This window comes from Aeromonas sp. s9 (genome assembly GCF_040907765.1).
Lineage (GTDB): Bacteria > Pseudomonadota > Gammaproteobacteria > Enterobacterales > Aeromonadaceae > Aeromonas > Aeromonas caviae.
Genome location: NZ_JBFOCK010000095.1, coordinates 20,762 through 47,544 on the forward strand (window position 1 = coordinate 20,762; position 26,783 = coordinate 47,544).

General features: G+C 61.8%; 23 protein-coding genes and 1 pseudogene. 17 read left to right on the top strand and 7 right to left on the bottom strand.

The window, feature by feature from the left end:
* The 6 genes from AB5Y54_RS18405 (at position 1) to rnd (ending at position 7,229) form a co-directional block, all read left to right on the top strand.
* Complete coding sequence (locus tag AB5Y54_RS18405) at positions 1–1,920, top strand: ATP-dependent DNA helicase (RefSeq protein WP_323885565.1); 1,920 nt, start codon at positions 1–3, stop codon at positions 1,918–1,920.
* A gap of 96 nt (positions 1,921–2,016) precedes the next feature.
* Positions 2,017–2,718 carry a tRNA (adenosine(37)-N6)-threonylcarbamoyltransferase complex dimerization subunit type 1 TsaB gene (gene tsaB, locus AB5Y54_RS18410; protein WP_053288209.1) on the top strand — a complete coding sequence of 234 codons (702 nt, stop codon included), beginning with the start codon at positions 2,017–2,019 and terminating at the stop codon, positions 2,716–2,718.
* A gap of 50 nt (positions 2,719–2,768) precedes the next feature.
* On the top strand, positions 2,769–3,284 hold the full coding sequence (locus AB5Y54_RS18415; RefSeq protein ID WP_053288208.1) for a Slp family lipoprotein: 516 nt from the start codon (positions 2,769–2,771) through the stop codon (positions 3,282–3,284).
* Positions 3,285–3,293: 9 nt separating this feature from the next.
* Positions 3,294–4,145, top strand: a complete 852-nt coding sequence (locus tag AB5Y54_RS18420; protein ID WP_109112466.1) for an alpha/beta fold hydrolase — start codon at positions 3,294–3,296, stop codon at positions 4,143–4,145.
* 196 nt (positions 4,146–4,341) lie between these two features.
* Positions 4,342–6,018 (top strand): long-chain-fatty-acid--CoA ligase FadD, encoded by a 1,677-nt coding sequence (gene fadD / locus AB5Y54_RS18425; RefSeq protein ID WP_010674700.1) that lies wholly within the window; start codon positions 4,342–4,344, stop codon positions 6,016–6,018.
* A gap of 98 nt (positions 6,019–6,116) precedes the next feature.
* Complete coding sequence (gene rnd, locus AB5Y54_RS18430) at positions 6,117–7,229, top strand: ribonuclease D (protein WP_042865294.1); 1,113 nt, start codon at positions 6,117–6,119, stop codon at positions 7,227–7,229.
* A gap of 157 nt (positions 7,230–7,386) precedes the next feature.
* On the opposite strand, the gene AB5Y54_RS18435 is transcribed toward rnd, so the two are convergent.
* The 4 genes from AB5Y54_RS18435 to dusC all read right to left on the bottom strand — a co-directional run bounded on the left by AB5Y54_RS18435 (position 7,387) and on the right by dusC (position 10,705).
* Positions 7,387–7,755 (bottom strand): TraR/DksA C4-type zinc finger protein, encoded by a 369-nt coding sequence (locus AB5Y54_RS18435; RefSeq protein ID WP_109112465.1) that lies wholly within the window; start codon positions 7,753–7,755, stop codon positions 7,387–7,389.
* Between the two features lie 81 nt (positions 7,756–7,836).
* The gene (locus AB5Y54_RS18440; protein ID WP_053288206.1) at positions 7,837–8,802 is read right to left on the bottom strand and encodes a DMT family transporter; all 966 of its coding nucleotides are present in this window, start codon (positions 8,800–8,802) and stop codon (positions 7,837–7,839) included.
* A gap of 74 nt (positions 8,803–8,876) precedes the next feature.
* Positions 8,877–9,704, bottom strand: a complete 828-nt coding sequence (locus tag AB5Y54_RS18445; protein ID WP_109112464.1) for an AraC family transcriptional regulator — start codon at positions 9,702–9,704, stop codon at positions 8,877–8,879.
* A 56-nt stretch (positions 9,705–9,760) separates the two neighbouring features.
* On the bottom strand, positions 9,761–10,705 hold the full coding sequence (dusC, locus tag AB5Y54_RS18450; RefSeq protein WP_103243143.1) for a tRNA dihydrouridine(16) synthase DusC: 945 nt from the start codon (positions 10,703–10,705) through the stop codon (positions 9,761–9,763).
* Between the two features lie 176 nt (positions 10,706–10,881).
* Here dusC and AB5Y54_RS18455 point away from each other — a divergent pair, with 176 nt between their 5' ends.
* From AB5Y54_RS18455 to AB5Y54_RS18470, 4 genes are all read left to right on the top strand, one after another.
* Positions 10,882–11,259 (top strand): YbaN family protein, encoded by a 378-nt coding sequence (locus AB5Y54_RS18455; RefSeq protein WP_109112463.1) that lies wholly within the window; start codon positions 10,882–10,884, stop codon positions 11,257–11,259.
* Positions 11,260–11,391: 132 nt separating this feature from the next.
* A complete protein-coding gene (apt, locus tag AB5Y54_RS18460; RefSeq protein ID WP_010674707.1) occupies positions 11,392–11,937 on the top strand; it encodes an adenine phosphoribosyltransferase in 546 nt (181 codons plus the stop codon).
* Between the two features lie 177 nt (positions 11,938–12,114).
* Positions 12,115–14,595 carry a DNA polymerase III subunit gamma/tau gene (gene dnaX / locus AB5Y54_RS18465; RefSeq protein ID WP_368154159.1) on the top strand — a complete coding sequence of 827 codons (2,481 nt, stop codon included), beginning with the start codon at positions 12,115–12,117 and terminating at the stop codon, positions 14,593–14,595.
* A gap of 123 nt (positions 14,596–14,718) precedes the next feature.
* The gene (locus AB5Y54_RS18470) at positions 14,719–15,048 is read left to right on the top strand and encodes a YbaB/EbfC family nucleoid-associated protein (protein ID WP_005301028.1); all 330 of its coding nucleotides are present in this window, start codon (positions 14,719–14,721) and stop codon (positions 15,046–15,048) included.
* A gap of 111 nt (positions 15,049–15,159) precedes the next feature.
* Here AB5Y54_RS18470 and AB5Y54_RS18475 read toward each other — a convergent pair whose 3' ends face one another.
* Positions 15,160–16,086 (bottom strand): LysR family transcriptional regulator, encoded by a 927-nt coding sequence (locus AB5Y54_RS18475; RefSeq protein ID WP_052815005.1) that lies wholly within the window; start codon positions 16,084–16,086, stop codon positions 15,160–15,162.
* 118 nt (positions 16,087–16,204) lie between these two features.
* On the opposite strand from AB5Y54_RS18475, the gene AB5Y54_RS18480 reads away from it, so the two are divergent.
* Positions 16,205–17,086, top strand: coding sequence for a pirin family protein (locus tag AB5Y54_RS18480; RefSeq protein ID WP_043152681.1), 882 nt, complete (start codon positions 16,205–16,207; stop codon positions 17,084–17,086).
* 57 nt (positions 17,087–17,143) lie between these two features.
* Here the strand turns inward: AB5Y54_RS18480 and AB5Y54_RS18485 are convergent, their stop codons facing one another.
* Positions 17,144–18,466: a YjiH family protein gene (locus AB5Y54_RS18485; protein WP_052815104.1), complete on the bottom strand. Its 1,323-nt coding sequence runs from the start codon at positions 18,464–18,466 to the stop codon at positions 17,144–17,146.
* Between the two features lie 403 nt (positions 18,467–18,869).
* Between AB5Y54_RS18485 and AB5Y54_RS18490 the strand changes: the two genes are divergently transcribed.
* The 6 genes and pseudogenes from AB5Y54_RS18490 to AB5Y54_RS18515 all read left to right on the top strand — a co-directional run.
* A complete protein-coding gene (locus tag AB5Y54_RS18490; protein ID WP_043152694.1) occupies positions 18,870–19,940 on the top strand; it encodes a transcriptional regulator in 1,071 nt (356 codons plus the stop codon).
* Positions 19,941–20,023: 83 nt separating this feature from the next.
* A complete protein-coding gene (locus AB5Y54_RS18495; protein ID WP_043152696.1) occupies positions 20,024–20,446 on the top strand; it encodes a CBS domain-containing protein in 423 nt (140 codons plus the stop codon).
* Positions 20,447–20,635: 189 nt separating this feature from the next.
* Positions 20,636–24,550, top strand: a complete 3,915-nt coding sequence (gene hrpA, locus AB5Y54_RS18500) for an ATP-dependent RNA helicase HrpA (protein ID WP_049636836.1) — start codon at positions 20,636–20,638, stop codon at positions 24,548–24,550.
* 71 nt (positions 24,551–24,621) lie between these two features.
* On the top strand, positions 24,622–25,452 hold the full coding sequence (locus AB5Y54_RS18505; protein WP_052815105.1) for a LysM peptidoglycan-binding domain-containing protein: 831 nt from the start codon (positions 24,622–24,624) through the stop codon (positions 25,450–25,452).
* 163 nt (positions 25,453–25,615) lie between these two features.
* Positions 25,616–25,903: a 50S ribosomal protein L25 gene (gene rplY, locus AB5Y54_RS18510; RefSeq protein WP_010674717.1), complete on the top strand. Its 288-nt coding sequence runs from the start codon at positions 25,616–25,618 to the stop codon at positions 25,901–25,903.
* Between the two features lie 64 nt (positions 25,904–25,967).
* Positions 25,968–26,459: pseudogene (locus tag AB5Y54_RS18515) on the top strand (sensor histidine kinase); the annotation flags it as partial.
* Positions 26,460–26,513: 54 nt separating this feature from the next.
* Here AB5Y54_RS18515 and tnpA read toward each other — a convergent pair.
* A partial coding sequence (tnpA, locus tag AB5Y54_RS18520) for an IS200/IS605 family transposase (protein ID WP_210558359.1) occupies positions 26,514–26,783 on the bottom strand: 270 nt, incomplete at its 5' end.

A 26,783-nucleotide genomic window follows, 5' to 3' on the forward strand; every position in this document is an offset into this window, starting at 1 on the left:
ATGCCTTTGACCATCATCCAGACCCTGTTCAAGCCAGACGGCCCCCTGGCCCGCCATATCGACGGCTTCAAGGCCCGTGCCCCGCAACTGGAGATGGCCGAGGCGGTGTCGCGCGCCATCAAGCAAGGTGGCCGCTTGCTGGTGGAGGCTGGAACGGGCACTGGCAAAACCTATGCCTATCTGGTGCCTGCGCTGGAATCCGGCAAGCGGGTGGTGATCAGTACCGGGTCCAAGAACCTGCAAGAGCAGCTCTTCTATCGGGATCTGCCCACCATCACGGGGGCGCTTCACTACACCCCGCCGGTGGCACTGCTCAAGGGGCGCAGCAATTATCTCTGCATCGAGCGGATGAACCGGCTGTTGAGTGAATCCCATCTGCAAAAGCCCGAGATCCTGAGCGATCTCGTGAAGGTCAAATCCTGGTCGACTGCCACCGACAACGGCGATGTGGGGGATATCCCGGGGCTACAGGAGAACGCCGAGATCCTTGCCCACGTCACCAGCACCAACGACAACTGCCTGGGTCGCGACTGCCCCTATTACGATGATTGTCACCTGGTCATCGCCCGGCGCCGTGCCATGGACGCCCAGGTGGTGGTGATCAACCACCATCTCTTTTTCGCCGACATGGCGGTCAAAGACACCGGCTTTGGCGAGCTGGTGCCCGAGGTGCAGGTCTATGTCTTCGACGAGGCGCACCAGCTGCCCGAGATCGCCAGCCACTACTTCGGCAAGTCCGTGGGCAGTCGCACCATCCAGGATTTGGCGCAGGATATCCAGCTCGCCTACCGGGCAGAGGCTCATGACATGGCCCAGCTTGGCAAGGCGGCGGACAGGCTCGCCATTGCCAGTCAGGATTTGCGCCTTGCCTTCGGCGTGGAGGGGGGGCGCGGCAACACCCGGGATCTGCTGAGACAATCCCTCTGGGCCCAGGCGCTGGCCCGCCTCAACGATGCCATCGGGCTCTGTTATGAAGTGCTGAAACTGGCGCTCGGGCGAGGGGAGCAGCTGGATCATTGTTTCGAGCGCATCAGCGAGCTGCGTACCCGCCTTGGGGAGGTGCTGGCGGTCAACCAGACCGGTTTCTCCTACTGGTATGACTGTTCGCGTCTGCACTTTACCCTCAATCTGACGCCGCTGTCGGTCGCCGAGCGCTTCGGTGCCGAGGTGCAGCGCCCCGAGGTGGCCTGGGTCTTCACCTCGGCCACCTTGACGGTGGACAATCGCTTCGCCCACTTCGTCGCCGAGATGGGGCTGGCCGGCAGCGCCGAACTCATTCTCGACAGTCCGTTCGATTACGCCGAGCAGGCGCGCCTGTGCGTACCCCGTTTCCTGCCAGAGCCCAATGCCTTCGGGCGCGGGGAGCAGCTGGCGACCCTGATGATCCCCCTCATCAACAAGACGCCAGGGGGGTGCTTCTTCCTCTGCACCAGCCATCAGGTGATGCGCCAGGTGGCTGAGGTGCTGCGCCGGGAAATCGGCCGCACCGTCCTGCTGCAAGGGGAAGACAACAAGCAGCGGCTGCTCAAGACCTTCGTGGAAAACGGTCGGGCCGTGCTGGTGGCCACCAGCAGTTTCTGGGAGGGGATAGACGTGCGGGGGGCGGCATTGTCCTGTGTTATCATCGACAAACTGCCTTTTGCTAGCCCGGACGATCCCCAGCTCAAGGCACGGGTGGAGGATTGCAAGCTCAAGGGGGGGGATCCCTTTGCCGAGCTGCAGTTGCCCAAGGCGGTGATTGCCCTCAAGCAGGGGGTGGGGCGGCTCATCCGTGATCGCAGTGATCACGGCGTACTGGTTATTTGTGATCCTCGGGTGGTCAACAAGCCCTATGGCGCCACCTTCATCAAGAGCCTGCCTGCCATTCCACGGACCCGGGAGCTGGCGACCCTGGGAGAATTTTTCGGACCACGGGAGTGAGTCCGCCGCGCCGGGGCTGATTGCCCCGGCCATGCATGACGGCAGGCCTTGGCCATGCTGACGATTTAACTGACTGATGTGAAGAGAATAAAAAGAATGGATGAGTTGAAGATCCTGGCCGTGGATACCGCCACCGAAGCCTGCTCCGCAGCCCTCATGGTGGGTGACACCCTCTTTTCCCGCTGGGAAGAGGCGCCCCGTGACCATACCCGCAAGATCCTGCCCATGGTTCAGGCTCTGTTGGATGAAGCCGGTCTATCGTTGGATGAGCTCGACGCCATCGCCTTCGGTCGTGGGCCTGGCTCCTTCACCGGGGTACGGATCGGGATCAGCGTGGCCCAGGGGCTCGCCTTTGGTGCCGGCGTGCCGATGATCGGTGTCTCCACCCTGGCAGCCATGGCCCAGGGGGCCCATAAGCTGGAAGGGGCCGAGCAGGTGCTTGCCGCCATCGATGCGCGCATGGACGAGGTCTATTTCGGCCACTACGCCTTGGTGGACGGGGTGATGACGCTGGTGGGCGAGGAGGTGGTGAGCGAGCCAGCCGCACTGGTGCAGGCCCGTGACAAGCTGACTGGCGCGGTGAGCTGCGTTGGCACCGGTTTTGAAACCTATGGGGAGACCCTGGGCGGCCTGGCAGATGTGCTGATGGCAAGCCAGGTGCGTTTCCCGGCGGCCGCCGACATGCTGCCTCTGGCACGCCAGGCCTGGTTTGCGGGTGAGGCGGTGCCGGTTGAGCAAGCCACCCCTGTCTATCTGCGTGACAAGGTGACCTGGAAGAAACTGCCGGGTCGCGAATAGGCGGCAACGGCTGCCCCGGGCTGCTTTGTCGGACGATGAAGGAGAAACGAATGAGAAAATCCGTGATCATGCTGGGATTGGTGGGGCTGCTGCTGAGCGGTTGCAGCACGGTGCCCAAAGAGCTTGCCTATGAGCCTGCGGATCAGCTGGTGGCCTATCAGCCTACCCTGCAGGGGATGGAAGGCAAGCCGGCCCGCTGGAGCGGTGTCATCTCGGCGGTCCACAACAAGGCGGATCAGAGTGTCATCGAGGTGGTCTATCTGCCCCTCAAGTCCAACGGGGTGCCGGAGCAGACCGAGCAGAGCCCAGGTCGTTTTCTCGCCATCATGCAGGGGTTTGTCGACCCGACCCTCTATGCCAAGGGTCGCAGCCTGACGGTGCTCGGCACCCTCGACAAGCCGGTAGACAGCCAGATTGGCGAGCACAAGTATCGCTTCTCGGTACTCAAGGTGACGGGGAGCAAGCTGTGGCCACCGGTGAAGGAGGTGGAGATCCGATACATGGATCCCTACTTTTACGATCCTTTCTATGATCCCTTCTGGCCCAGACGGCCCCTGAGCCGCTGAGGAGCCCGGATGACGGCGACATTGCAGGAGCGCAGGCTGCGCCTGGCGGACGGGCGGCACATCGCCCTGCTGGACAATGGTCAGGAGGGCAGACCGCTGCTGGTGGCCCTCCATGGCTGGCTCGACAACGGTGCCAGCTTTTTGCCTCTGGCCCCCTGGCTGGGGGCGTTTCATCTGGTCTGCGTCGATCTGCCGGGCCATGGTCACTCCGATCACAAGTCGACTCCCTATGTCTTCGTGGACTGGCTGGATGATCTCTACCAGATCACCCAGGCCGCGGGCTGGCAGCGTTTCATCCTGCTTGGTCACTCTCTGGGGGCGCTGATTGCCTCTGCCTATGCCGGCATCTTTCCCGAGCAAATCGAGCGGCTCATTCTGCTGGAGGGGCTCGGCCCCTTGAGCCAGCCCGACGAGGAGGTACCGGGGCAGCTGCGCCGCGCCATCCTCAACCGCACTCGTACCCGTGAGCGTGCAACCAGTGGATTTGCCACCCTCGAGGAGGCAGTGGCTGCCCGCTGCAAGGTGGCGGACATCCCCCCGAGTGCGGCACGCCTTATCTGCGAGCGACAACTGGAGGCGCGGGAAGGGCGCTGGTATTGGCGCAGTGATCCCCGTCTTCGCGATCTCTCGCCCCTGCGCATGAGCGAGGGGCAGGCCCAGGCCCTGATCCGGGCCATCGTCTGTCCGGTGCTCTTTATCCGGGGAGAGCAGGGCTTCCCCGGGCTCCTGGCACAGTGGCAGTTGCGGGAGGCGGCCTTTGGCCACATTGAACGGGTGACGGTGGCAGGAGGCCATCATTTTCATATGGAAAATTCATCAGAAACCGCCGTTTATATCGAAAACTTCGCTCAAATCCGGTAGGATCGGCGGCTTTGAATCATGTCAGGTTTGCTTTCTCCCTCACATTTCCCGTTGTTAATTCACTGTTAATTGATGTTGCCTTATGTAAATATGTGCGGCATTAGAGCATGAACTTAAAACAACTGATTGAAATGGATGTGACAGGGACGGAGGCAACACAGTGAGCGCACAGGTGCGAGTTATGCAGGAGAAGTTCGTGGAAAGAGTCTGGCTGAAGCGTTATCCAGAAGGGGTGCCCGCCGAGATCAATCCAGACCAATACGGCTCTCTGGTCGAGATGTTTGAAGAGTCGGTGAACCAGTTCGCCGATCAGCCCGCCTTCGTCAACATGGGGCAGACCATTACCTACCGCCGGCTGGAGGAGCAGTCCCGAGCCTTCGCCGCCTACCTGCAAAACGAGCTGAAGCTCGGCAAGGGGGACAGGGTGGCCGTGATGATGCCGAACCTGCTGCAATACCCCATCGCGGTATTCGGCATCCTGCGGGCCGGCATGACGGTGGTGAACGTCAACCCCCTCTATACCCCGCGCGAGCTGGAGCATCAGTTGAAAGACTCCGGCGCCAAGGCCATCGTCATCGTTTCCAACTTCGCCCACACCCTGGAAAAAGTGGTGTATGACACCCCGGTCAAGCACGTGATCCTGACCCGGATGGGTGACAACCTGGGGCTGGCCAAGGGGACCCTGGTCAACTTCGTGGTCAAATACGTCAAGAAGCTGGTGCCCAAGTACAACCTGCCCCATGCCAGCACCATGCGCCAGGCCCTCGCCAAGGGGCGCTACCTGCAGTACATCAAACCCGAGATCAGCAACCAGGACATCGCCTTCCTGCAATACACCGGCGGGACCACCGGCCTCTCCAAGGGGGCCATGCTGACTCATCGCAACATGATCGCCAACGTTGAGCAGTGCCTCGGTGTCTATGGCCCCGTGCTGGAGCGCGGCAAGGAGTTCGTGGTCACGGCGCTGCCGCTCTATCACGTCTTCGCCCTGACGGTAAACTGCCTGCTGTTCATGCGTCTGGGGGGCTACAACCTGCTCATCAGCAACCCCCGCGACATCCCGGGTTTTGTCAAAGAGATCAAGAAGTATCCTTTCACCTGCATCACCGGGGTGAACACCCTGTTCAACGCCCTGGTCAACAACGACGAGTTCAAGGGCATGGATTTTGCCAAGCTCAAGCTCACCATCGGTGGCGGCATGGCGGTGCAACGGGCGGTGGCCGAGCAGTGGAAGGGGCTGACCGGCACCCCGCTGCTGGAGGGCTATGGCCTGACCGAGTGCTCGCCCCTGGTGAGCGTCTGCCCCTATGATCTGGTGGATTACAACGGCTCTATCGGCCTGCCGGTCTGCTCCACCGAGATCCGTCTGGTGGATGACGAGGGGAACCAGGTCACCGAACGGGGTGCCCCCGGCGAGATGCAGGTGCGCGGTCCTCAGGTGATGACCGGCTACTGGCAGCGCCCGGAGGCGACCGCCGAGGTGATGCAGGATGGCTGGCTCTGCACCGGCGACATCGCGGTATGCGACGAGCAGGGCTTCTTCAAGATCGTCGATCGCAAGAAGGACATGATCCTGGTCTCCGGCTTCAACGTCTACCCGAACGAGATAGAAGACGTGGTGGCCCTGCATCCCAAGGTGCTGGAGGTAGCCGCCGTCGGCGTACCCAACCCGGTGTCCGGCGAGCAGGTGAAGATCTTCGTGGTCAAGAAAGATGCAAAGCTGGCGGAAGAGGAGATAATTGCCCACTGCCGCAAACATCTGACTGCCTATAAGGTGCCGAAACTGGTAGAATTTCGCGACGAACTTCCCAAGACCAACGTGGGCAAGATCCTGCGCCGCGTGCTGCGCGACGAGGAGATTGCCAAGCAGTAACCGGCATGCACTGCTTTGCAGTCCAGCGCTGTCGTTATGCAAAACCGTGGGACATCCACGGTTTTTTCTTTCTGGATCCGACCAACGTGCAGGCAACGATGCAATATCAACTCATTTCACAGCAAGCCGAACTGGATCAGTATCTCGCTTCTCTGGCCGACGTTCCCCTGGCCATCGATACCGAATTCGTTCGCACCCGTACCTACTATCCCCAGCTCGGTCTGTTCCAGATCTACGATGGCAAGCAGCTTGCCCTGCTCGATCCCCTGACCCTGGAGCTCTCCGGTTTGTGGCAGCGCCTCGGTCGGGCCGGACAGATTGCCATCCTGCACGCCTCCGGTGAGGATCTGGAACTCATCCAGCATCAAGCGGGTCACCTGCCCAACCAGATGCACGATACCCAGCTGGCGGCAGCCTTCCTGGGTCATGGCGTGTCGGTGGGGTTTGGCGCCTTGGTCAACGAATTCCTCGGGGTCGAGCTTGAGAAGGATCAGGCCCGTACCGACTGGCTGGCGCGCCCCCTTACCCCTCGTCAGCTGGAATATGCCGCGGCGGATGTCTTCTACCTCATGCCCCTCTACGAGAAGGTGATGGCCAGACTGCGCGAGAGCGGCAAGTTCCCCTGGTTCGAACAGGAGTGCCAGAACCACTCCGCCCGCAAGACCCAGGGCAGCGATCCCCGTCAGGCCTACCTCGAGATAGTCAACGCCTGGCAACTGGGTCGCCGTGAGCTGGCCATCCTGCGCGAGCTGGCCGCCTGGCGCCAGCAGGAAGCGGTACGCCGGGATCTCGCCCTCAACTTCGTGGTCAAAGAGCTGCACCTGTTCAAGGTGGCGGAGCGTCGTCCCGCTTCGCTGCGGGATCTCAACGAGCTGGGCCTCTCGCCCATCGAGATCAAGATCCACGGCAAGCGGATGCTGGACATCGTCGCCGCCGCCCAGCAGAGCGACCCTGCTAGCTGGCCCGATCCCATCCGCCGTCTGGTGGACTTCCCCCAGTACAAGGCCGAGCTCAAGCGCATCAAGGCCATGGTGGAGGAGAAGGCCAAGGCCAGCAACATTCCGCCGGAGCTGGTGGCGAGCAAGAAGATCATCCACCAGTACTTCACCTGGAGCTGGCGCATGAGTGCCGAGGAGCGGGCCAGGGCGGACAAGCCCATGCTGCTGCAAGGGTGGCGTCATGAGCTGGTAGGCCACCTGCTGGCCCAGTGACGAGTACGCAGTACGAGAAGGGGAGTCCATGACTCCCCTTTTTCATGCCTGTGCGGCTGCCCCCGGGGTTGCCGGGATCGTCGCGCCAGGGGGTTGGTCATGTTGGGAAGCGAGAAGGGGGGGAGGAGGAAAATGGCGGGCACAAAGGGTGCCCCCATCAGAGTTCGTGAGCGTGGAACCCCTTGCGGTAGCGGGCCTCGCAGCGCGGGCAGCGTTGCAGGGTCGGATCCTGTTCCAGCTGTTCAGGGAGCAGCGGCTCCTCACAATCGGAGCAGAAGCCATAGAGCCCCAGATCCATCTGGCAGAGCGCCGCGTCGAGCCGCTTGAGGCGTGCCACGCTGTGTTCCACTCCGGGCAGATCGAGACGGCTGGTCAGATCAACCAGTTGATCTCGCTCGCAGCGCTCCACCTTCTGTGCCCAGTCATCTTGTCGATAGGCCTTGAGCTGACGGATCAGCTCCTCTCTTGTTTGCGCCCAGTCGGTCAGAAGGCGCTGATGCCATTCGGCCAACCGGGCTTGCGTCACTTCACACACAGCAGCCCCCAAAAACGAGTGATAAAACTCGGCCAGTATAGGGAAACCCGCGGTTTATCAAGATGACATGAATCAAGTTAACCGTGCTTTGACGGGTTTTTCCGGCAGGTGCTGCGGCTTGCCGGTGATGACGTAGAGCACTCCCGCCACCAGACAGACGACACCCACCAGGGTACTCATGGGGGGCATGATCCCCCGCAGCATAAAGGCGTAAAAGAGCCCCGCCAGAGTCTCGAACACGATGAGCGGCCCGACCAGCACGGTCGGCAGGCGCTGGCTCGCTTCGTTCCAGCACAGGGTGCCAAGCCAGGAGCAGAAGAGCCCCACTGCCCCCATCAGCAGCACGAAGCGCAGGGGCGTCGGCCCGAAGGGCAGGGGAAAGTCCGGTGCGCTCAGGGCAAGATGGCCGAGGCTGCCGAGATAGGCAATGAGCGCCACCGGCAGGGTCACCAGCCCCTGGGCGGTGGCCCAGACGGCCGGGCTGCGGCCCGGGTGCTCGCGCAGCCAGCGGGCGTTGCGCAGGGGATACCAGGTCCAGCACAGCACGGCGCCCACCGCCAGGGCGAGCCCAAGCAGTTGTTCGGTGCGCGCCTCGGTGTGCCAGATCAGCTCGGCGCTGTTGACCAGATAGAGGCCGGCCCCCATCAGCACCAGGGACGGGTAGAGCCGGGTGCGGGAGAGGCGACCGTCCCGTGCGCCATAGAGGCGGTTGGCAGCCAGGGCCGTCACCACCGGCAGGGTGCCGATAAACATGGCCGCCAGGGGCGAACCGATGCGCAAGATGGCCCCCGACAGGCAGAAGTAGTAAAGGAGGTTCCCCACCAGAGTGAGGGCGAGGGCCTCTCGCCAGTCGCTGGCCGAGAGGGCCGCCAGGTGTTTGCGGGCCTGCCAGGCGAGCGGCAGTACGATGAGGCCGAAGGCGAGGTAGCGGCCGCTCGCGAGCAGGGAGGGGGGATAGCCGTCCACCAAGAGGGGGGCGACGAAGATGAGCCCCCACATCAGGCCGGCCAGCAGGGCAAACAGGACTCCGATCAACATGTTTCATATCCGGTAAAGAAGAAGGAGGCCAGCCTAGCAGGGGGGAAGGGGGGCGTATTGAACCAGATTGCGCTTTAGCGGCCAGCCTGCACCTGTTTCTGGTAGCGGACCGGGGTGGTGCCATAGCGGCGCAGGAAGGCACGGTTGAGGTGGGACTGATCGGCCAGACCACAGGCGGAGGCCACCTCGGCAGCGGGCAGGCCTGCGGCCAGCCAGCCCTTGGCGCGCTGCAGGCGGATGGCCATCAACATCTGCTGGGGAGTGACGTGAAAGCGGGCCTTGAAGCTGCGCTGGAAGTGGTAGGGGCTGAGGTTCACTGCACCGGCCAGCTCGGCCAGGGTAATGGGGCGAGCGAAACAGGCCTGCATATAGTCGATGGCGCGGCCCAGAGGGTGGGCCGCTTCGCGCGGGGCCGCCAGGGCCCGGGCATGGGGGCGCAAGGTCTCGCACACCCTCAGCAGCAGGCCGTCGGCGGCGAGCTCGCTGTCACAGTGCCAGAGGGCATCCAGGGCCGCCTGCAGGACGGGGGCAGTGCGCGGATCGCTTCGCACGGCATCGGTGAAATACCAGTCGCGCTCGCCGCTGATGGCCTCGAGCCGGTCGGCGGGCAGGTAGAGCATGCGATAGCGCCACCCCTGCTCGCAGGCTGACTCGCCCGTGTGCAGCTCATCGGGGTTCATCAGCACTAGGCTGCCGGGACCGGCCAGGAGCTGGCTGCCGCGATAGCGAAAGCGCTCGGCACCGCACTCGATGACACCGAGGCCAAACCCCTCGTGACTATGGGGATCGAAGATGTGGTGCTGGATGTGGGCGCGATAGAGCTCGGTCGCAGGCTGCCCCGGCAGGGCGCGAAAATCGGCCCTGTCGTGCTGATGGGTAAAGTTGACCGGCACTCCCTGCATCCTGACCTCCTGTCAATGAGCCTTCATCATAGGGCGCCGCGGGGCGGCGGCCAAGTCTAGGCCTGTGAGGCGCACTCGCGCTCAAGGGCGGTGCGGATCTCCTCTGCGGTCTTGATGGTGCGGATGCGACGAAACAGCTCGTCGGCCTGGGGGTATTCCCGCACTATGTAGGAGAACCACTGCTTGATGCGACTGGGGTAGTAGTCGGCCTTGTCGCTCGCCAGATCCTGCTCGGTGTAGGTCACCATCAGTTGCAGTACCTCGGCCCAGCTCATGTGGGCACACCCCGTCTTCATCACGTTGGCTAGGTTGGGCAGGGAGATGGCGCCCCGGCCCACCATGAGGGCATCGCAACCGGACACCCGGGCACAGGTCAGGGCATCGGCATGGTTCCAGATCTCGCCGTTGGCGGTGACGGGGATGGGCAGGGCGCGGCGGATGGCGTCCACGTACTCCCAGTGGGCCGGCGCCTTGTAGCCTTCGCGCTTGGTGCGGGCATGCACCGCCAGCTCGTTGGCCCCCCCCTGATAGACGGCCTGGGCGTTGTCCAGATAGAGATCCTTGTCATCGTATCCCAGGCGGATCTTGGCGCTCACCGGCAGGTGGGCAGGCACGGCCTCCCGCACCGCCTTGACGATGCGATAGACGGTCTCGGGCTCCTTGAGCAGCACGGCGCCCCCCTTGCTCTTGTTGACCGTGGGGGCAGGGCAGCCGAAGTTGAGATCAACCCCGGGAGAGCCGAGCTCGATGGCCCGGATGGCATTTTCTGCCAGCCACTCCGGATGCTGTCCCAGCAGTTGCACCCGTACCGGGGTCCCTGCACGGGTCTTGCCATCCTGTTTCAGCTCTGGGCAGAGGCGATGGAAGACCTTGGCGGGCAGCAGTTGATCGACCACCCGGATGAATTCACTGACGCAGAGGTCGTAATCATTGACGGAGGTGAGGACCTCCCGCATCAGGTGATCCAGCACCCCCTGCATAGGGGCCAAAATAACGCGCATAGCTGCTTCCGAAGACAAGGGGAGAAAAAAGAGCGCAGATTGTAGTGGCAATCGCCGGGATTGTCAGCCGTCTGCCCACTCGATGACCCCCATCGACGGCCGCAGACTGGGCCAGGCTGTCAGCTTCCGGGCCAACTCTGTTAGGCTAAAGGCAGAGAAACACTAGAGGAGTACCCATGAAACGCTGGTGTCTGATGGCCCTGGGCTGGCTTGCCTTCGCCACCGGGATAGTCGGGATAGTCCTGCCCCTGCTGCCGACAACCCCCTTCATGTTGCTGGCGGCGGCGCTGTTTGCGCGCTCCTCCCCCCGCTTTCATGGCTGGTTGCTGGCGCATCCCTGGTTTGGCCCCCCCATCCTCGACTGGCAGCAGTATCGCGGCATTCGCCGCCACACCAGACGCCGCGCCATCATCTTCATCCTGATCTCGTTCTCGGTATCGCTGCTGGTGGTGCCGTTGCCCTGGGTGAGGTGGCTGCTGGTTGTCATAATGGTGATCCTGCTCACCTGGTTGATGCGTCTGCCGGTGCTGGAGCCGGTTGCAATGAAGAAGTGAAATCCCTAAGCTATCGCGGCAATAATGCTATGGAGTTGGCTCGTCATTTTTGCGTGACGGGCCTTTTTATTGCCCCCAGGCGGAGACCCCGTGCGCCGCCATGGCTGGGCTCAAAAAATAAGCGGTCAAATAATGAATCCGGAAACCCTGAAGTTTATCGAAGCGAGCATCAAGACCATTCCCGACTATCCGAAGCCGGGCATTCTGTTTCGCGACATCACCAGCCTGATCGAGAATGCCGAGGCCTTCAAGGCCACCATCGATCTGCTGGCCGATCATTACCGTGATCAAGGCATCACCAAGATTGTCGGCACCGAGGCCCGTGGCTTCATCTTCGGCGCCCCGGTTGCCTACGCCATGGGGCTGGGGTTCGTGCCGGTGCGCAAGCCGGGCAAGCTGCCCCGCGCCGTCATCGAGGAGTCCTACGCCCTGGAGTACGGCACCGACACCCTGCAACTGCACACCGATGCCATCGTGCCCGGTGACAAGGTGCTGGTGGTGGACGATCTGCTGGCCACCGGCGGCACCGTCGATGCCACCGTCAAGCTCATCCGCCGCGCCGGCGGTGAGGTAGCGGATGCCGCCTTCATCATCTCCCTGCCGTCCCTGGGCGGTGATGCCCGCCTGACCGCCGCCGGCGTCAAGGTTGTCTCTCTGGTGGAACTCGCGGGGGCGTAAATCGCCCCTTCGCGCGGCAGGCCTCGTCACCCTGCTTTCTGCCGCAAACCGGTGCCTGAACGGGCACCGGTTTGAAATTCAAGCGATCCCTCCCAAGGCGGCGCATCCCCCATACAGCCAGCCCTCCATTTGTGTTAGCATCCAGCCTCAATGCCTCGTTTCCCAGCATCGAGATCTATGAGCTATCAGGTTTTGGCGCGCAAATGGCGCCCCCATACGTTTGAACAAGTGGTCGGCCAGCAACATGTGCTGACTGCCCTGACCAATGCCCTGGATCAGGGACGGCTTCACCATGCCTACCTGCTGAGCGGGACCCGCGGCGTGGGCAAGACCACCATCGCCCGCATTCTGGCCAAGAGCCTCAACTGCGAACAGGGGATCAGCAGCCATCCGTGCGGTGTGTGCGATACCTGCCGCGAGATCGATCAGGGCAATTTCGTCGATCTGCTGGAAATCGATGCGGCGTCCCGCACCAAGGTGGAAGACACCCGAGAGCTGCTCGACAACGTGCAGTACCGTCCGGCCCGTGGTCGTTTCAAGGTGTACCTCATCGATGAAGTGCACATGTTGTCGCGCCACAGCTTCAATGCGCTGCTCAAAACCCTGGAAGAGCCGCCCCCCTATGTGAAATTCCTGCTGGCCACCACGGATCCGCAGAAGCTCCCCATCACCATACTGTCGCGCTGCCTGCAGTTTCATCTCAAGAGTCTGGATCAGACCCAGATCGCCAGGCAGCTCGAATGGGTGCTGGACCAGGAGGGTCAACCCTTCGAGCCTCGCGCCCTGCTGGCCCTGGCCAAGGCGGCCGACGGCAGCATGCGCGATGCCCTGAGCCTCACGGATCAGGCGTTGGCCCACGGCAACGGCAGCGTGCGCCTGGAGAGCGTGCTCGCCATGCTGGGGACCCTCGATCATCACCACCTGCACCAGTTGTTGGAGGCAGTGCTGCGCCAGGATGCCCCGGCCACCATGGCCAAGATCACCGAGATTGCTACCCTGGGGCCGGATTTCGACCAGCTTCACGCCGAGCTGGAAGCTTTGCTCCATCGGGTGGCCATGGCGCAACTGCTGCCTGCGAGCGTGCAGGAGCAGGGGGCGGATGCCGATGCCCTGCTGCAGCTTGCCGGAGCCATGAGCCCGGAAGAGGTGCAGCTCTGCTATCAAATCGTGCTGGGGGGGCGCAAGGATCTGCCCTGGGCCCCTGACGGGCGCACCGCACTGGAGATGACCTGTCTGCGGATGCTGGCCTTCTCTCCCCGGCGCGAGGTAGTTCATCCCGCCAATCTGGCAGCCCAGCCTCTCATGACAGGGCACACCGGCGTGATGGCGGCTGCGAGGGAAAACTCGCAGCTCCTGCCGGGAAAGCCCCAGGGGGCTGAGCCGGCCCCGGCTGCCAGCGCAGCACCACAGGCTCCCGCCGCGCCAGCATCTGTCCTTGAGGCCGAGCACGTCGCCCCCGCACCCAAGGCGGAGGAGGGCGCAGTGCTGGATCCGCTCTTTGCCGAGCAGGATGAGCTGCTGCGCGAGGCCGAACGGATGGGTTACGAGGCCGTGGTGTCCGCCAGTCCGCCTGCAGAGCCTGCCTCTGCGCCGTTGGCGACGGATGACGCCGGGCAGACGCAGCAGGTTGAGGCCCAAGGGGAAGACGTCGCCATCTCTTCGACATCCAGCATGCAGAGCCTGCTTGGCAAGCGCAATCTGCTGCGAAGCCGCCTGCGTGGCGAGCAGAGCGCAAACGCCGCGCCTGCCCGGATCACCCCCGTCAAACCGGTGGTCGCGACCAAACCGGCCCCTGCGATGCCTGCCGTCGCGACTTCGCCCCAGGCCGAGGTGCAATCAGCGGCGCGACCCGAGATGCCGGGGCAGGGATCTGCCATGCAAACGGGGTATGACGACCTGCCCCCTCTGGATGCCTATGAAGAGGGAGCCAGTGACTACGAAGAGTATCTGAATCAGGGGTTTGACGAGGGGTTTGCCAGTGCCCCGTTGCCCACGCGGGCAGTGACTTCCGCCCTGGCAGCTCCCGCCACCATGGCTCCTCCTTCGCAGGAGGATCTGCCGCCCTGGGATCTGGGTGCTGACGTCGGCAGCGCGGATGCGGCGGCACCTGCGGTTGTCGCTATGGTGTCTGCCGCGCCTCCAGTGGCCGCCAGCGAGCCTCAGCCCGCCATTGCGTTGATGGAGACCATCGACTGGGATGCCCTGGAGAGCGACACCCAGCCCGAAGAGGAGGGGGAGGTCGCCCGTCTGATCCCCTCGTCCTTGCTGGTCAATTGCGGGGACACCTGGGCCGAGCTTATCGCCCGCACCGGGGTGGGTGGTCGGTTGCGCCAGCTCGCCATCAATGCGGTGATGACCCGGGAAGGCAATCGGGTCTCCCTGCTGCTCAAACCCGAGCAGCGCCATCTGGTGAGCGACAAGGCCCGCGCCGATCTGGCCGAGATCATCGGTCCCGAGCTGGGCGGCCCGGTTCACATCGATGTGACCCTGGGCTCGGATCCCGCGCGGGAGACGCCGCTCGAGATAGAGCACCGTCTCTATCTCGGGGTGCGTGAACAGGTGAGCCGGGATCTGGCGGCGGATCCCAACGTACAATTCTTGCAGCAGCGTTTCGGCGCCGTGCTCCATCCCGAGAGCATCGAACCCCTGAGTCGCTGAATTGCGGTGAAAAAACCGTGCCGGGTTTGTCCCCGGTTGAAAAGACCTTTGGCTGCCCCCACTTAGGGCAGATGAACCCACAGCCCGGCGCTGGATGCCGGATTTCAAGACGAGAGACGATCTATGTTTGGTAAAGGTGGAATGGGTAACCTGATGAAACAGGCCCAACAGATGCAAGAGCGCATGCAGAAGATGCAAGAGCAGCTGGCCCAGATGGAAGTGGTCGGCGAGGCGGGCGCAGGCATGGTCAAGGTGACCATGGCCGGCAGCCACAGCGTGCGTCGTATCGAGATCGATCCCAGCCTGATGGAAGATGACAAGGAGATGCTGGAAGATCTGGTGGCCGCCGCCGTCAATGACGCCGTGCGCCGCGTGGAAGAGCAGAACAAGGCCAAGATGGGCGAGCTGACCGGCGGCATGCAACTGCCCCCGGGCTTCAAAATGCCCTTCTGAGGATACTGCCCGTATCCGTTTCCCCTCCTCTGGGAAGGGGAAAAATAAAAAGGCCAGAGCCAAGCTCTGGCCTTTTGCATGTCGGCACCCCCGGGAACGGCCATGCACAGATCATGGCGGGGGCGGCGCACTTGCCTGCCCCAGGTGGGAGAAGCCCTCGACCAGATGATCGATGAGGGCGCGGATGGCAGGCAGCAGACCGCGGCGTGAGGGGAAGACCGCGTGGATCACCTCCTGGCGCGGTGCCCAGTCGGGGAGCAGACGCACCAGCCGGCCATCGGCCAGGGGCTCATCCATCATCATGGTGGGCAGTTGCACGACCCCGAGCCCGTCGATCGCCCCCTGACGCAATGTCTGCATGTCGGTGGTGGCAAAGCGGGGGCTGTGGTGCTGTTTGACTCTGGACTCATTGGGGCCCAGCAGGGTCCAGTGATGGCCTTCCAGGCTGGCGCCGTGACCGAGGCTCGGCCATGACAGCAGATCTGCGGGGGCCCGGGGTATGCCGAGTGACGTGACAAGGGCCGGGCTTGCCACCAGACACTGGGTCGCATAACCCAGCACCCGCATGGCGAGATCGCTGTCCTCCAGGGGCAGTGGTCGCACCCTGAGCGCCATGTCCAACCCCTCCGCGACCAGATCCACCGCCCGGTTGACCCCGACGAGCTGCACCTTGACGCTGGGATGGGCCAGGGCGAACGAGACCAGCATCCTCCCTACGTGGGCGTGCAGCAGATCGATGGGGCAGGCGATGCGCACCAGACCGCAAGGCTCGCTCTGGGTCGCGGCGATGAGATCCTGCGCCGCATCGGCTTCCACCAGCATGGCCCGGCAACGGGTGTAATAAGCCTGACCGAGTTCGGTGACGGTGAAGCTGCGGGTGGAACGCTGGATAAGACGCACCCCGAGTCGCTCCTCCAGCATGGCGATGCGGCGGCTGAGCCTGGATTTGGGCATGCCGAGGGCCCTGCCGGCCTGGGCAAAGCCCCCGTGATCCACCACCTGGACATAGAAATAGAGGTCGTTGAGATCCTGTTGCATGGGGTTATCGTTCACAAAATAGGACGCTGATAGCCAATTTTACGTCTACCGGACGCAGCGTTCCAGACTCACAATGCGAGCCACGACACATCCCGTGACGATCACCCAGGAGAGCATCATGAAAAGAGTCATCGGTATTTACAGCGCCCCTCGACAACACTGGGTCGGCGACGGATTCCCGGTTCGCTCGCTGTTCTCGTATCAGACCCATGGCCGCGCCTTGAGCCCCTTCCTGCTGCTGGACAGGGCTGGCCCGGCACATTTCGAGCCCGCCGATCATGCCAGGGGAGTGGGGGAGCACCCGCACCGTGGCTTCGAGACGGTCACCATCGTCTATGAAGGGGAGGTCGCCCATCGCGACTCGACCGGCCAGGGGGGGATCATCGGTCCGGGAGACGTGCAGTGGATGACGGCCGCCGCCGGCATCATGCACGACGAGTTCCACTCCCAGGGGTTCACCCGTCGTGGTGGCACCCTCGACATGGTGCAGCTGTGGGTCAACCTGCCCGCCAAACACAAGATGTCGACGCCCGGTTATCAGGGCATCACCAGCGACACCATCCCGCAACTGAGCCTCAAGGAGGGCGATGTGCGGGTGCGCATCATCGCCGGGAACGATGCCGGGTTGCAACAAGGCGAGGTAGAGGGGCCAGCCCGAACCTTCTCGCCCATGAACATCTGGGATCTGCGGCTCAAGGGCGGGGCCAGCGTGGTGCTGCCGGCGGTAGCGGGATGGAACAGCGCCTTGGTGGTGCTCAAGGGCTCTCTCATTATCAACGGTCAGGAGCGCGCGGGCGAAGCACAACTGGTGCTGCTCGATCCCAACGGTGAGGAGTTCATGTTGGAGGCGGAGGGCGAGGCCAGCTTGTTGCTGCTGAGTGGCGAGCCCATCGATGAACCCATCGTGGGTTATGGCCCCTTTGTCATGAACAGCGAGGCAGAGATCCATCAGGCGATAGATGATTTCAACAGCGGCCGGTTCGCCGTCATCGCCCCCTGAGACAATCCCGATAAAAACAAAGCGCCTGATGGCGCTTTGTTTTTTTATGAGCCCTGGTCAACCGAGCCAGCCGAGGGCCAGCGCCAGTCTACCGCACAAGGCGGCCAGCAGGATGCCAAGCAGGGTGCGCAGCAGCCAGATCACCACCAGCTGTCCCACGCTCACCGGGATCCGGGTGGCCAGGATGCAGGGGATGGAGGCAGAGAAGAAGAGCACCGAGCTGACCGAAACCACGGCCGCGACATAGCGCACCAGCAGGTCGGCATCCTTGAGCAGGATGGCGGGCAGGAACATCTCGGCCAGACCGGCAGAGAGGGCCTTGGCGGTGGCGAGCGGCTCGCCGAGATCCAGCAGCCAGGTCAGTGGCCAGAGCAGCCAGCCCAGCAGATCGAACAGGGGGGTGTGCTTTGCCAGCAGCAGGCCCAGCAGACCGACGGACAGTATGGTGGGCACCACGGCAGCGGCCATGTGAAGACCGTCCCTGAGGTTGTCCTTCAATTGCCGCAGCAGAGGATCGGCCTGGTGGGACTGGGTCAGGCCGCAGGTGAGGGCTACCTGCCAGCGGCTCATGCCAGCCGGTAGCGGCTCGTCGGTCTCCCCATGGTGAGCCAGGCGACTGATGGGAGGAACACGCGCCAGGATGGCGGTGATGACGAAAGTGATCACCAGGGTGGACCAGAAGTAGAAGTTCCAGTGTCCCATCAGGTTGAGGGTCTTGGCTACGATGATCATGAAGGCGGCCGAGACGGTGGAGAAGCCGGTGGCGATGATGACGGCTTCTCGCACCGTGTACTTGCCCGCGAGGAAGACCCGGTTGGTGATGAGCAGGCCCACCGAGTAGCTGCCGACGAAAGAGGCGACCGCATCGATGGCGGAGTGACCCGGCGTGCGCCACAGGGGGCGCATCACAGGTTGCATCAGTACCCCGATGAATTCCAGCAGGCCGAAACCGAGCAGGAAGGTCAGGGCCATGGCGCCGATAGGCACGATGAGACCCACAGACATGGCCAGTTTATCGAACAGGAAGGGGAGGCGATCCGGGGTCATCAACCAGGCAGGGCCCCAGTCTGTGACATACAAAATGGCCAGGGCCAGCCCGAGCAGCTTGAACAGGCTCAATACCCTGTCGATGGGACGGGCGCGCCAGCGGCCATCCAGCAAGGGGGTGATGGCGCCATAGGCGATGAGCAAGAGAATGAGGGTCAGGGCAAGGGGGCGCTGGGCAATCAGAAAGCCGGCCAGGTGATCCACCACTATGGTGCTGCGCCCGCCAAGCTCGAAGGGCACGAAAAAGATGGCGATGCCAAGCAGGCTGGCCAGCAGCAGCTTGATGCCGGCCCCTGATCCTGCCGGTGCAGTGAGCGTGTGTTCAGGTTCCATTTTCTCTCCTTGTGATCCGCATGGTTCAATTCCGTTGAGGGGATGATTTGTATATACAATATCGTTCGGCGCTCAAAATGGAAACACCAAAGTCACTAAAATGCAACATGTGAATCGGTGTGGATGCAGATGACCCCAAGACTGAAAAGCGTGATCTCGGGGGGAAAGAGGGGCCGGGATGGCGAGTGGGTGGTGAGGCATCAAGAGGCAAAACAGGAAGGTAAGCGACCAGCGCCAGGAAAAACATGAGCGGCTATTTACCCTTTCTGGTCATATTCATGAGCCTATATTCATGACTATTTATGAATAAATCATAAACCCTTTGTTCATTTGACTACTTTTCGACTATCCCATTGCAGAGTAAGATGCCTCTTCAATAAAAATAAGAATTAGGAGTTCGGGTGTGAAGGCATTAGAGAAAGAAAGGATATCGCCCTATATCAGCCAGTTATACGAGTGCGGTATTAATGATTCTGACATTAAGCTTGTCGTGGACCAATTTCGTGCCGACGTTTCCTGCAGTTCATCCCTGTTTTTATTGCGGGATGATGACAAGAGCGACGGAATAAAGCTTTTTTCCAGCGGTCTGACCGAGGCCCAGCAGCAGTTTTACCTGCAACATCATCGCCAGGATGTGTGGTTCAACCATTATCTGGATAAAGGGTGCAAGGGGATCGTCAGCGCCAACAGCATTTCAAGCTCGGTGGGCCTGCTGGCAAGTTTCGGCGCCCAATTCGCCGCCGGCGGCGTCTGCCAGGTCAAAGGGCGTGGGCTGAGCAGCCTGTGCAGTTACCGTGGTGCAGCGCAAGATGATTTCAGCAGTCGCGACCTCACCTCGCTCTCGGAAATCTATTCCGGACTGGCGGCCTGGAGCCACCATTATTGGAACTTGCTGGCCCTGGAAACCCAGAACTATCAGTTGCAACAGCTGGTGAAAAACCATAATAAGCCCAGCGCCATCATAGACGACAAGGGGCATATTCATTATTCCAATGTGGCCTTCAACCGTATCGCCGATGAAAATGTGGAATTGCGGGCCATCAATGGCATTTTCTCTTTGCAGAATAAGGAGCAGCAACGTCAGCTCAAGGAGATCCTCAATGGCTTTGCCTATTTGCTGCCCGGCGCCAGCGCCTATATGTCCATTCCCCGTCAGCCTAACCTGCGCCCGCTGCTGGTCCAATGCACCCTGATGAGCGGACTCAGCCGCTTTGAACGCTATGTGGAAGTGGTGCTGCGTGACCCCGAGCACGCCTTCAATCCTGACATCGAAGCGCTGGCCAGCCTCTATCCCCTCACCATTGGCGAGAAGGAGCTGCTGGTGCTGATGAGCAAGGGTTACAGCAGCAACGACATCGCGGAGCTGCGCGGTGTCAAGGTGGAAACCGTGCGCTCCACCCTGAAAGGGGTGTTCAAGAAGACCGGCTGCCACAGCCAGAACGAGCTCTTGCTCTTGCTGCAATCCATCTCCTGATCCACGCGGACTATGCTTGGAGTGAGCTGGACATAGTGCCCGGCTCTTGCCTCCCCTCGGGAGGCTCGTTGGGGGAAAGCGTCATGGAATCACTCAAGGCAAAGGACTACATGCAGACCAAGCCCATCATCTTCAGCGCAGAGATGATGGTACAGGCGGCGGTGGAAAAATTTCTCAACAGTCATCAGTTGGGCGGCCCCGTAGTGGACAGCCAGGGACATCTGATTGGCTGGGTCTCCGAGCAGGATTGCATTGCCGTCATGTTGAAAGAGGCCTACCACTGTGAACAGGTGGCCCAGGTCAGGGATGTGATGCGCAAGGAGGTGCTGGCAGTCGGCCCCGACACCAGCATCCTGGATCTGGCGGAGATGATGATGGGTCAAAAGCCCAAGATCTATCCTGTGGTGGAGGAGGGGCGCCTGCTCGGGGTCATCAACCGCCACAATGTGATGCAGGCCATCCACGCCCAGCTTGGCACCTGTTTCGTGCATCAGGCCAGAGTCTGAATGGTGTTGTCTGGTTGTTTTCAAAGAGCAGGCTCCGGCCTGCTCTTTTCATCCGTGACGGTCATGACGCCTCCGGCTTGATGTGCTGGCGCGGCGCTTTAAGGCTTGCACCGCCCAGCCTCGCTCTTTAGGATCTCCCCCAGCTATCGATATGGCCCTTGATGGGCACTCTTTTAAGGAATTCGTACCTTGTCTCTCTCTATCGAGGCGCTGCGCCGCCGTCTTACCGCCTGCATGAATCTCGACGCCCGCCGTCTCTCCAGTCGACTGCACGGGGTCAAGAAGCTGCCGGAAGCCAAGCAGGCTGCCGTGCTCGAAACCATCGCCGCTGACCTGGATGTGGCACAGACGCGCTATCAGTCCCGTCTGGCGGGCGTGCCTAAGGTCACCTATCCGGACAATCTGCCAGTCAGCCAGAAGCAAGGGGAGATCGCCAAAGCCATTGAAGAGCATCAAGTGGTGATCATCGCCGGCGAAACCGGTTCGGGCAAAACCACCCAGATCCCCAAGATCTGTCTGGCGCTCGGGCGTGGGGTCAAGGGCTTCATCGGCCACACCCAGCCGCGCCGTCTGGCGGCCCGTACCGTCGCGGCCCGTATTGCCGAGGAGATGGAGTCCGAGCTTGGCCACTACGTGGGTTACAAGGTGCGCTTTACCGATCAGGTGAGTGAGCAGACCCACATCAAGCTGATGACCGACGGTATCCTGCTGGCCGAGATCCAGAACGACCGGATGCTGACCCAGTACGACACCATCATCATCGATGAGGCCCACGAGCGCAGCCTCAACATCGACTTCATCCTGGGCTATCTCAAACAGCTGCTGCCAAAGCGCCCCGATCTCAAGGTGATCATCACCTCGGCCACCATTGACCCCCAGCGTTTCTCTCGTCATTTCAACAAGGCGCCGGTGATCGAGGTCTCCGGTCGCACCTATCCGGTGGAGGTGCGTTACCGCCCACTGTTTGTTGATAAAAAAAGCAATGACAAGAGCGAAGGGCTGGAGGAGCGCGACGAGCTGCAGGGGATCTTTGATGCGGTGGAAGAGCTGGCCCGCGAGGGGCTCGGGGACATCCTCATCTTCATGAACGGCGAGCGGGAGATCCGCGATACCGCCGATGCCCTGCGCAAGCTCAACCTGCGCGATACCGAGGTGCTGCCGCTCTACGCCCGCCTCTCCAACGCCGAGCAGAACAAGGTGTTCCAGCCACACGCCGGACGGCGCATCGTACTGGCCACCAACGTGGCGGAGACCTCGCTGACGGTGCCGGGCATTCGTTACGTCATCGATCCGGGTACGGCCCGCATCAGTCGCTACTCCTGGCGCACCAAGGTGCAGCGCCTGCCCATCGAGCCGGTCTCCCAGGCCAGCGCCAACCAGCGTAAAGGGCGTTGCGGTCGGGTGGCGGATGGTATCTGTATCCGCCTCTACTCAGAGGAGGATTTCAATAGCCGTCCGGCCTTTACCGACCCCGAGATCCTGCGCACCAACCTGGCCTCCGTCATCCTGCAGATGCTGGCGCTCGGCCTTGGTAATATGGAGGCTTTCCCGTTCGTCGAGCCGCCGGAGTCGCGCCATATCAAGGACGGTCTGACCCTCTTGAAAGAGCTGGAGGCGGTGCGCGAGCTGCCCGCCACGGGCGATCGCGAAGCCAAGCTGCAGCTGACCGAGACCGGTCGCCAGCTCTCGCGTATCCCCCTTGATCCGCGTCTGGCGAAGATGGTGATCAGTGCGGCACAGACCGGTTGCCTGAGCGAGGTGATGGTGATCACCGCCGCCCTCAGCATTCAGGATCCCCGCGAGCGGCCCATGGAGAAAAAGCAGGCCGCCGACGAGCAGCACAGACGTTTTGAAGACAAGGATTCCGACTTCCTCGCTTTTGTTAACCTCTGGAACTATCTTAAAGAGCAGCAGGATGCTCTTGGCAGCAACCCGTTTCGCCGCATGTGCCAGAAGGAGTTTCTCTCCTATCTGCGGGTACGCGAGTGGCAGGACATTCACTTCCAGCTGCGTCAGACGGTCAAGGAGCTGGGCTTCAAGGCCAACCAAGAACCGGCAGACTTCAAGACGGTGCACTGCGCGCTGCTTACCGGTCTTTTGAGCCATATCGGCAACAAGGATCTGGAAAAGCCCGAGTTTCTCGGGGCCCGCAACGGCCGCTTCCACCTCTTCCCGGCCTCCGGTCTGTTCAAAAAGCCGCCCAAGTGGGTGATGGCCGCCGAGCTGGTGGAGACCTCGCGCCTCTACGCCCGCATCAACGCCAAGATTGAACCGGAGTGGGTGGAGCCGCTGGCAGGTCACCTCATCAAGCTGCACCACAGCGACCCTCACTGGTCGAAGAAAAACGGTGCCGTGATGGCCAAGGAGAAGGTGACCCTCTATGGTCTGACTCTGGTCAACGAGCGCACCATCAACTTCAGCCGCATCGATCCGGCGCTGTGCCGCGAGCTGTTTATCCGCCGCGCCCTGGTGGAGGGGGATTTCGAGACCCGCCACCGTTTCTTCAGCGATAACCGCAAGCTCCTGGCCGAGGTAGAGGCGCTGGAGCACAAATCCCGTCGGCGCGATATTCTGGTGGATGATGAGGACTTGTTCCGCTTCTACGATGCCCGTTTGCCGGAAGATGTGATTTCCGCCCGCCACTTCGACAAGTGGTGGAAGGAGGCGCAAAAGCAGGATCCCGAGCTGCTCAACTTCGAGAAAGAGATGTTGATGAAGGGGGATGCGGCCCACATCAGCGATCTCGACTACCCCAACTTCTGGCAGCAGGGGCGCCTCAAGCTCAAGCTGACCTATCAGTTCGAGCCGGGGGAGGCGGCGGATGGCGTGACCCTGCATATCCCGCTGCCGCTCCTGAATCAGGTGGAGGTGAAGGGGTTCGAGTGGCTGATCCCCGGGCTGCGTCACGAGTTGTTGGTGGCCCTCATCAAGTCGATGCCCAAGCCGATGCGCAAGAACTTCGTGCCGGCCCCCAATTATGCCGATGCGTTGCTCGCCAGTATCAACCCCGAGCAGGGGCCGCTGTTGGACGAGATGGAGCGTCAGCTGCGCCGCATGACCGGCGTGACCGTGCCCCGTGAATCCTGGGATTGGGCTGCGGTGCCCGATCACCTGAAACTCACCTTCCGTGTGGTGGACGACAAGCACAAGAAGGTGGCGGAAGGCAAGGATCTGGAGGCATTGAAAGAGTCGCTGCGCGGCAAGGTGCAGGAGACTCTGTCACAAGTGGCGGACGATGATATCGAGCAGTCTGGCCTCACCCTGTGGAGCTTTGGCGAACTGCCGCAAGAGTACAGTCAGAAGCGCGGTGGGTTCGAGGTGAAGGCCTATCCGGCGTTGGTAGACGAGAAAGATTCGGTCGCCATCCAGCTGGTGGAGAGCCCTGTGGTGCAGCAGCAGCTGATGTGGGCAGGCCAACGCCGGCTGGTGCTGCTCAACGTGCCATCTCCCATCAAGTATCTGCAGGAGAAGTTGCCCAACAAGGCCAAGCTCGGGCTCTATTTCAACCCGTTTGGCAAGGTGGCCGAGCTGATTGACGACTGCATCGCCTGCGGCTGCGACAAGCTGATTGAGCAGCACGGCGGCATGGCTTGGGACGAGGCCGGTTTCGAGGCGCTCAAGGAGTATGTCCGCGCCGAGCTCAACGATGCGGTGGTGGAGGTGGCCAAACAGGTGGAAGCCGTGCTGACCCTCTCCCATGAGATCAAGAAACGGCTCAAGGGCAAGATGCAGCTCGACACCGCCTTTGCCATGTCGGACATCCAGCAGCAGTTGGGTAACCTCATTCACAAGGGCTTTGTCACCGAGACCGGCTGGCAGCGGCTGCCTGACTTGCTGCGCTACCTGCGGGCCATCGAGCGGCGGCTCGAGAAGCTCGCCATCGATCCCAACCGGGATCGGGTCTACATGCTCAAGGTGCACAGCGTGGAGTCGGAGTACAAGGCACTGCTCGCCAAGATCCCCAAATCCCAGCTGATCCCGGCCGAGGTGGCCAATATCCGCTGGATGATCGAGGAGCTGCGAGTTTCCTTCTTCGCCCAGCAACTGGGGACGCCATACCCTATCTCGGATAAACGGGTGCAGAGCGCCATTGCCCAGTGCTAAGCTGCTATCTATCTGTTTTCTGAGCCATAGTGTGAAAGCAACGAGACGCCAAAGGGAAGGGAGGCCGTCATATGCTGGGGATCTGGTTGGGGGTGGCACTGGTCAACATCAGCGGGTATCAACCCATTGCGGAACAAACCTGGGTGCAGCTCAACCCGGAGTTCTATCCGGTGCAGCGCCCCGTGCCGCCCATTTTTGCGGCCTGGCGGGGCAATCAGTTTCCCCCACTTGAACAGAGAAAGAAGAATGGCCGCTGGCAGATCCTCTTTCCTGCCCGGCTGGTGCCCCCCTTCGATCTGTTCGAAGGGGAGGCCCAGCTCTCCAAGGCTTACCTGGCCAGGCTGAAGCGCATCGATGAGATGGCCTATGGAATGGCTCCCCACCAATCAGTACTGCAAGCCGCCTCCTCGGCCCCCTCGTTCGAAGTCCCGGGCGCTGTCGCCTTTGTCGCCGAGTTCTCCCTGCCCCGGGAGAGGAAGATGCGGATGCCTCTGGGGGAGCCCTTGCTCGCACGGCTTGGGGGGCTGGTCCCCACACAGGCCTTGGCAAGACAGGGAGATGCACAGCCCATGGCCACCGCAGATTCTGCCCCTGAGCAGGCGACCCTGATTCTTTCCGCCACGGCGGCAGGGGAGGCATCGCGGGTTTGTCATCAGGTGGCGCCGGGAGAAACCCTGTGGCGCATTGCAAGCCAGCTTCAGTCAAAGGAGGCCGGCGGCTCGGATACTTACAGTTATCTGCTGGCGCTGGTGCAGGAAAATCGTGACAGGATGGCCAAAGGGATCCAGGTACAGGCCGGGCAGCGCCTCTATTGCCCGAAAGCGCAGACTCTGGCGCAATTCGATTCCCTGAGCCCGGCCCAGCGACAGCAGCAGTTTGCCCGTCTGGAGCAGGGGCGCTAGGGGATGGCGAGAGGCGTGGTGGAGTGCCTCTTGGCCAAAGAGGAGTGACGCGGGTTCTTTCCTTGTATCCCCTCCGGGCCCGTGCTAGTATTCGCGCTCGTTTTGCGAGGTGCTGACCGGTCGCAGTCAACACCATACATTCATCTTAAAAGAGATAATCACTATGTCTTTCGTATTCCAAGCTGAAGTCCGTTCTGACCTGGGGAAAGGTGCGAGCCGCCGCCTGCGTCATGCTGACCTGGTTCCTGCCATCGTTTACGGTGCAGGCAAAGAAGCCGTGTCCGTTACCCTGGACCACAAGAAGCTGATCCTGGCCCAAGAGAAGCCGGAGTTCTACTCCTCCGAGCTGACCCTGGTCATCAACGGTGAAGAAGTCAAAGTGAACGTGAAGGCTATCCAGCGTCACCCGGTTCGCTACAAGCTGGTTCACCTGGATTTCGTTCGCGTCTAATCGACAACGAACTTTCCTGTGAAGAGGCCACCCAATCGGGTGGCCTCTTTGTTTTTACAGCAATATCCTGCTGTTTTCACCTATTCTGCTGCTTGTCCTGGCAGGTAGCTATCTGCTGGGCAATGCACTGATCGAGCGCGAGCTCTATCGCGTTCGCAGTGATGAGAGCACCTTCCTGGCGCTTGCCAGCGGCCGCCTTGACGGCGAGCTGGCGGTGCCGCTGCGCCATGTGCGCAGCATGTCGGAAGAACCCATCCTGCTCGAAGCGGCGGCTCGCAATGACCGTGACACCCTGGCCGTCCAGTTCACCATCCTGCTGAACCGCAATCCCGACTATGCCCAGGTGCGTTGGCTTGCCCCGGATGGCATGGAGCGGGTGCGCATCGATCGCCAGGGCCAGCATCTGTGGCGTGTGACGGACGACCAGTTGCAGAACAAGGGGGAGCGTTACTACTTTCGCGATGCCATGGCGCTGCCCTGGGAGCGGGTCTACGTCTCGCCGCTCGATCTCAACGTTGAACACGGGGTGATCGATCGCCCCTTCAACCCCATCTTAAATGCGAAAGGGGACTCCCTCCGACGTAGGTGGGAGGGGAATTTCGCCGGGGCGTCAGCCCCGCTGGTTTTGAATGTATTGCTTGATCACCTCTAACGGCGCACCGCCGCAAGAGCCCACAAAGTAAGAGCGTGACCAGAGTACGGGTTTGCTGTAAGCACCCCTCAAGTCCAGAAATTCATTACGCAGTCGCCTTGATGTGACCGCCTTTAACGAGTTCACCAGCACCGATAGCTGCACTGTTGGGCCGTACTCTATCAGCATGTGAACATGATCAGCCTCTCCGTCACACTCTTTCAGTTCCGCACCAAAATCTCTGCAAAC

Coding starts and splice junctions, on each gene's coding strand:
- AB5Y54_RS18505 (WP_052815105.1), top strand. CDS start 24,622: ATGCTGGGGATCTGGTTGGGGGTGGCACTGGTCAACATCAGCGGGTAT.
- AB5Y54_RS18415 (WP_053288208.1), top strand. CDS start 2,769: ATGAGAAAATCCGTGATCATGCTGGGATTGGTGGGGCTGCTGCTGAGC.
- dusC (WP_103243143.1), bottom strand. CDS start 10,705: ATGCGCGTTATTTTGGCCCCTATGCAGGGGGTGCTGGATCACCTGATG.
- AB5Y54_RS18420 (WP_109112466.1), top strand. CDS start 3,294: ATGACGGCGACATTGCAGGAGCGCAGGCTGCGCCTGGCGGACGGGCGG.
- AB5Y54_RS18495 (WP_043152696.1), top strand. CDS start 20,024: ATGGAATCACTCAAGGCAAAGGACTACATGCAGACCAAGCCCATCATC.
- rnd (WP_042865294.1), top strand. CDS start 6,117: ATGCAATATCAACTCATTTCACAGCAAGCCGAACTGGATCAGTATCTC.
- AB5Y54_RS18455 (WP_109112463.1), top strand. CDS start 10,882: ATGAAACGCTGGTGTCTGATGGCCCTGGGCTGGCTTGCCTTCGCCACC.
- apt (WP_010674707.1), top strand. CDS start 11,392: ATGAATCCGGAAACCCTGAAGTTTATCGAAGCGAGCATCAAGACCATT.
- dnaX (WP_368154159.1), top strand. CDS start 12,115: ATGAGCTATCAGGTTTTGGCGCGCAAATGGCGCCCCCATACGTTTGAA.
- AB5Y54_RS18445 (WP_109112464.1), bottom strand. CDS start 9,704: ATGCAGGGAGTGCCGGTCAACTTTACCCATCAGCACGACAGGGCCGAT.
- AB5Y54_RS18480 (WP_043152681.1), top strand. CDS start 16,205: ATGAAAAGAGTCATCGGTATTTACAGCGCCCCTCGACAACACTGGGTC.
- AB5Y54_RS18470 (WP_005301028.1), top strand. CDS start 14,719: ATGTTTGGTAAAGGTGGAATGGGTAACCTGATGAAACAGGCCCAACAG.
- AB5Y54_RS18475 (WP_052815005.1), bottom strand. CDS start 16,086: ATGCAACAGGATCTCAACGACCTCTATTTCTATGTCCAGGTGGTGGAT.
- AB5Y54_RS18485 (WP_052815104.1), bottom strand. CDS start 18,466: ATGGAACCTGAACACACGCTCACTGCACCGGCAGGATCAGGGGCCGGC.
- AB5Y54_RS18405 (WP_323885565.1), top strand. CDS start 1: ATGCCTTTGACCATCATCCAGACCCTGTTCAAGCCAGACGGCCCCCTG.
- AB5Y54_RS18440 (WP_053288206.1), bottom strand. CDS start 8,802: ATGTTGATCGGAGTCCTGTTTGCCCTGCTGGCCGGCCTGATGTGGGGG.
- tsaB (WP_053288209.1), top strand. CDS start 2,017: ATGGATGAGTTGAAGATCCTGGCCGTGGATACCGCCACCGAAGCCTGC.
- rplY (WP_010674717.1), top strand. CDS start 25,616: ATGTCTTTCGTATTCCAAGCTGAAGTCCGTTCTGACCTGGGGAAAGGT.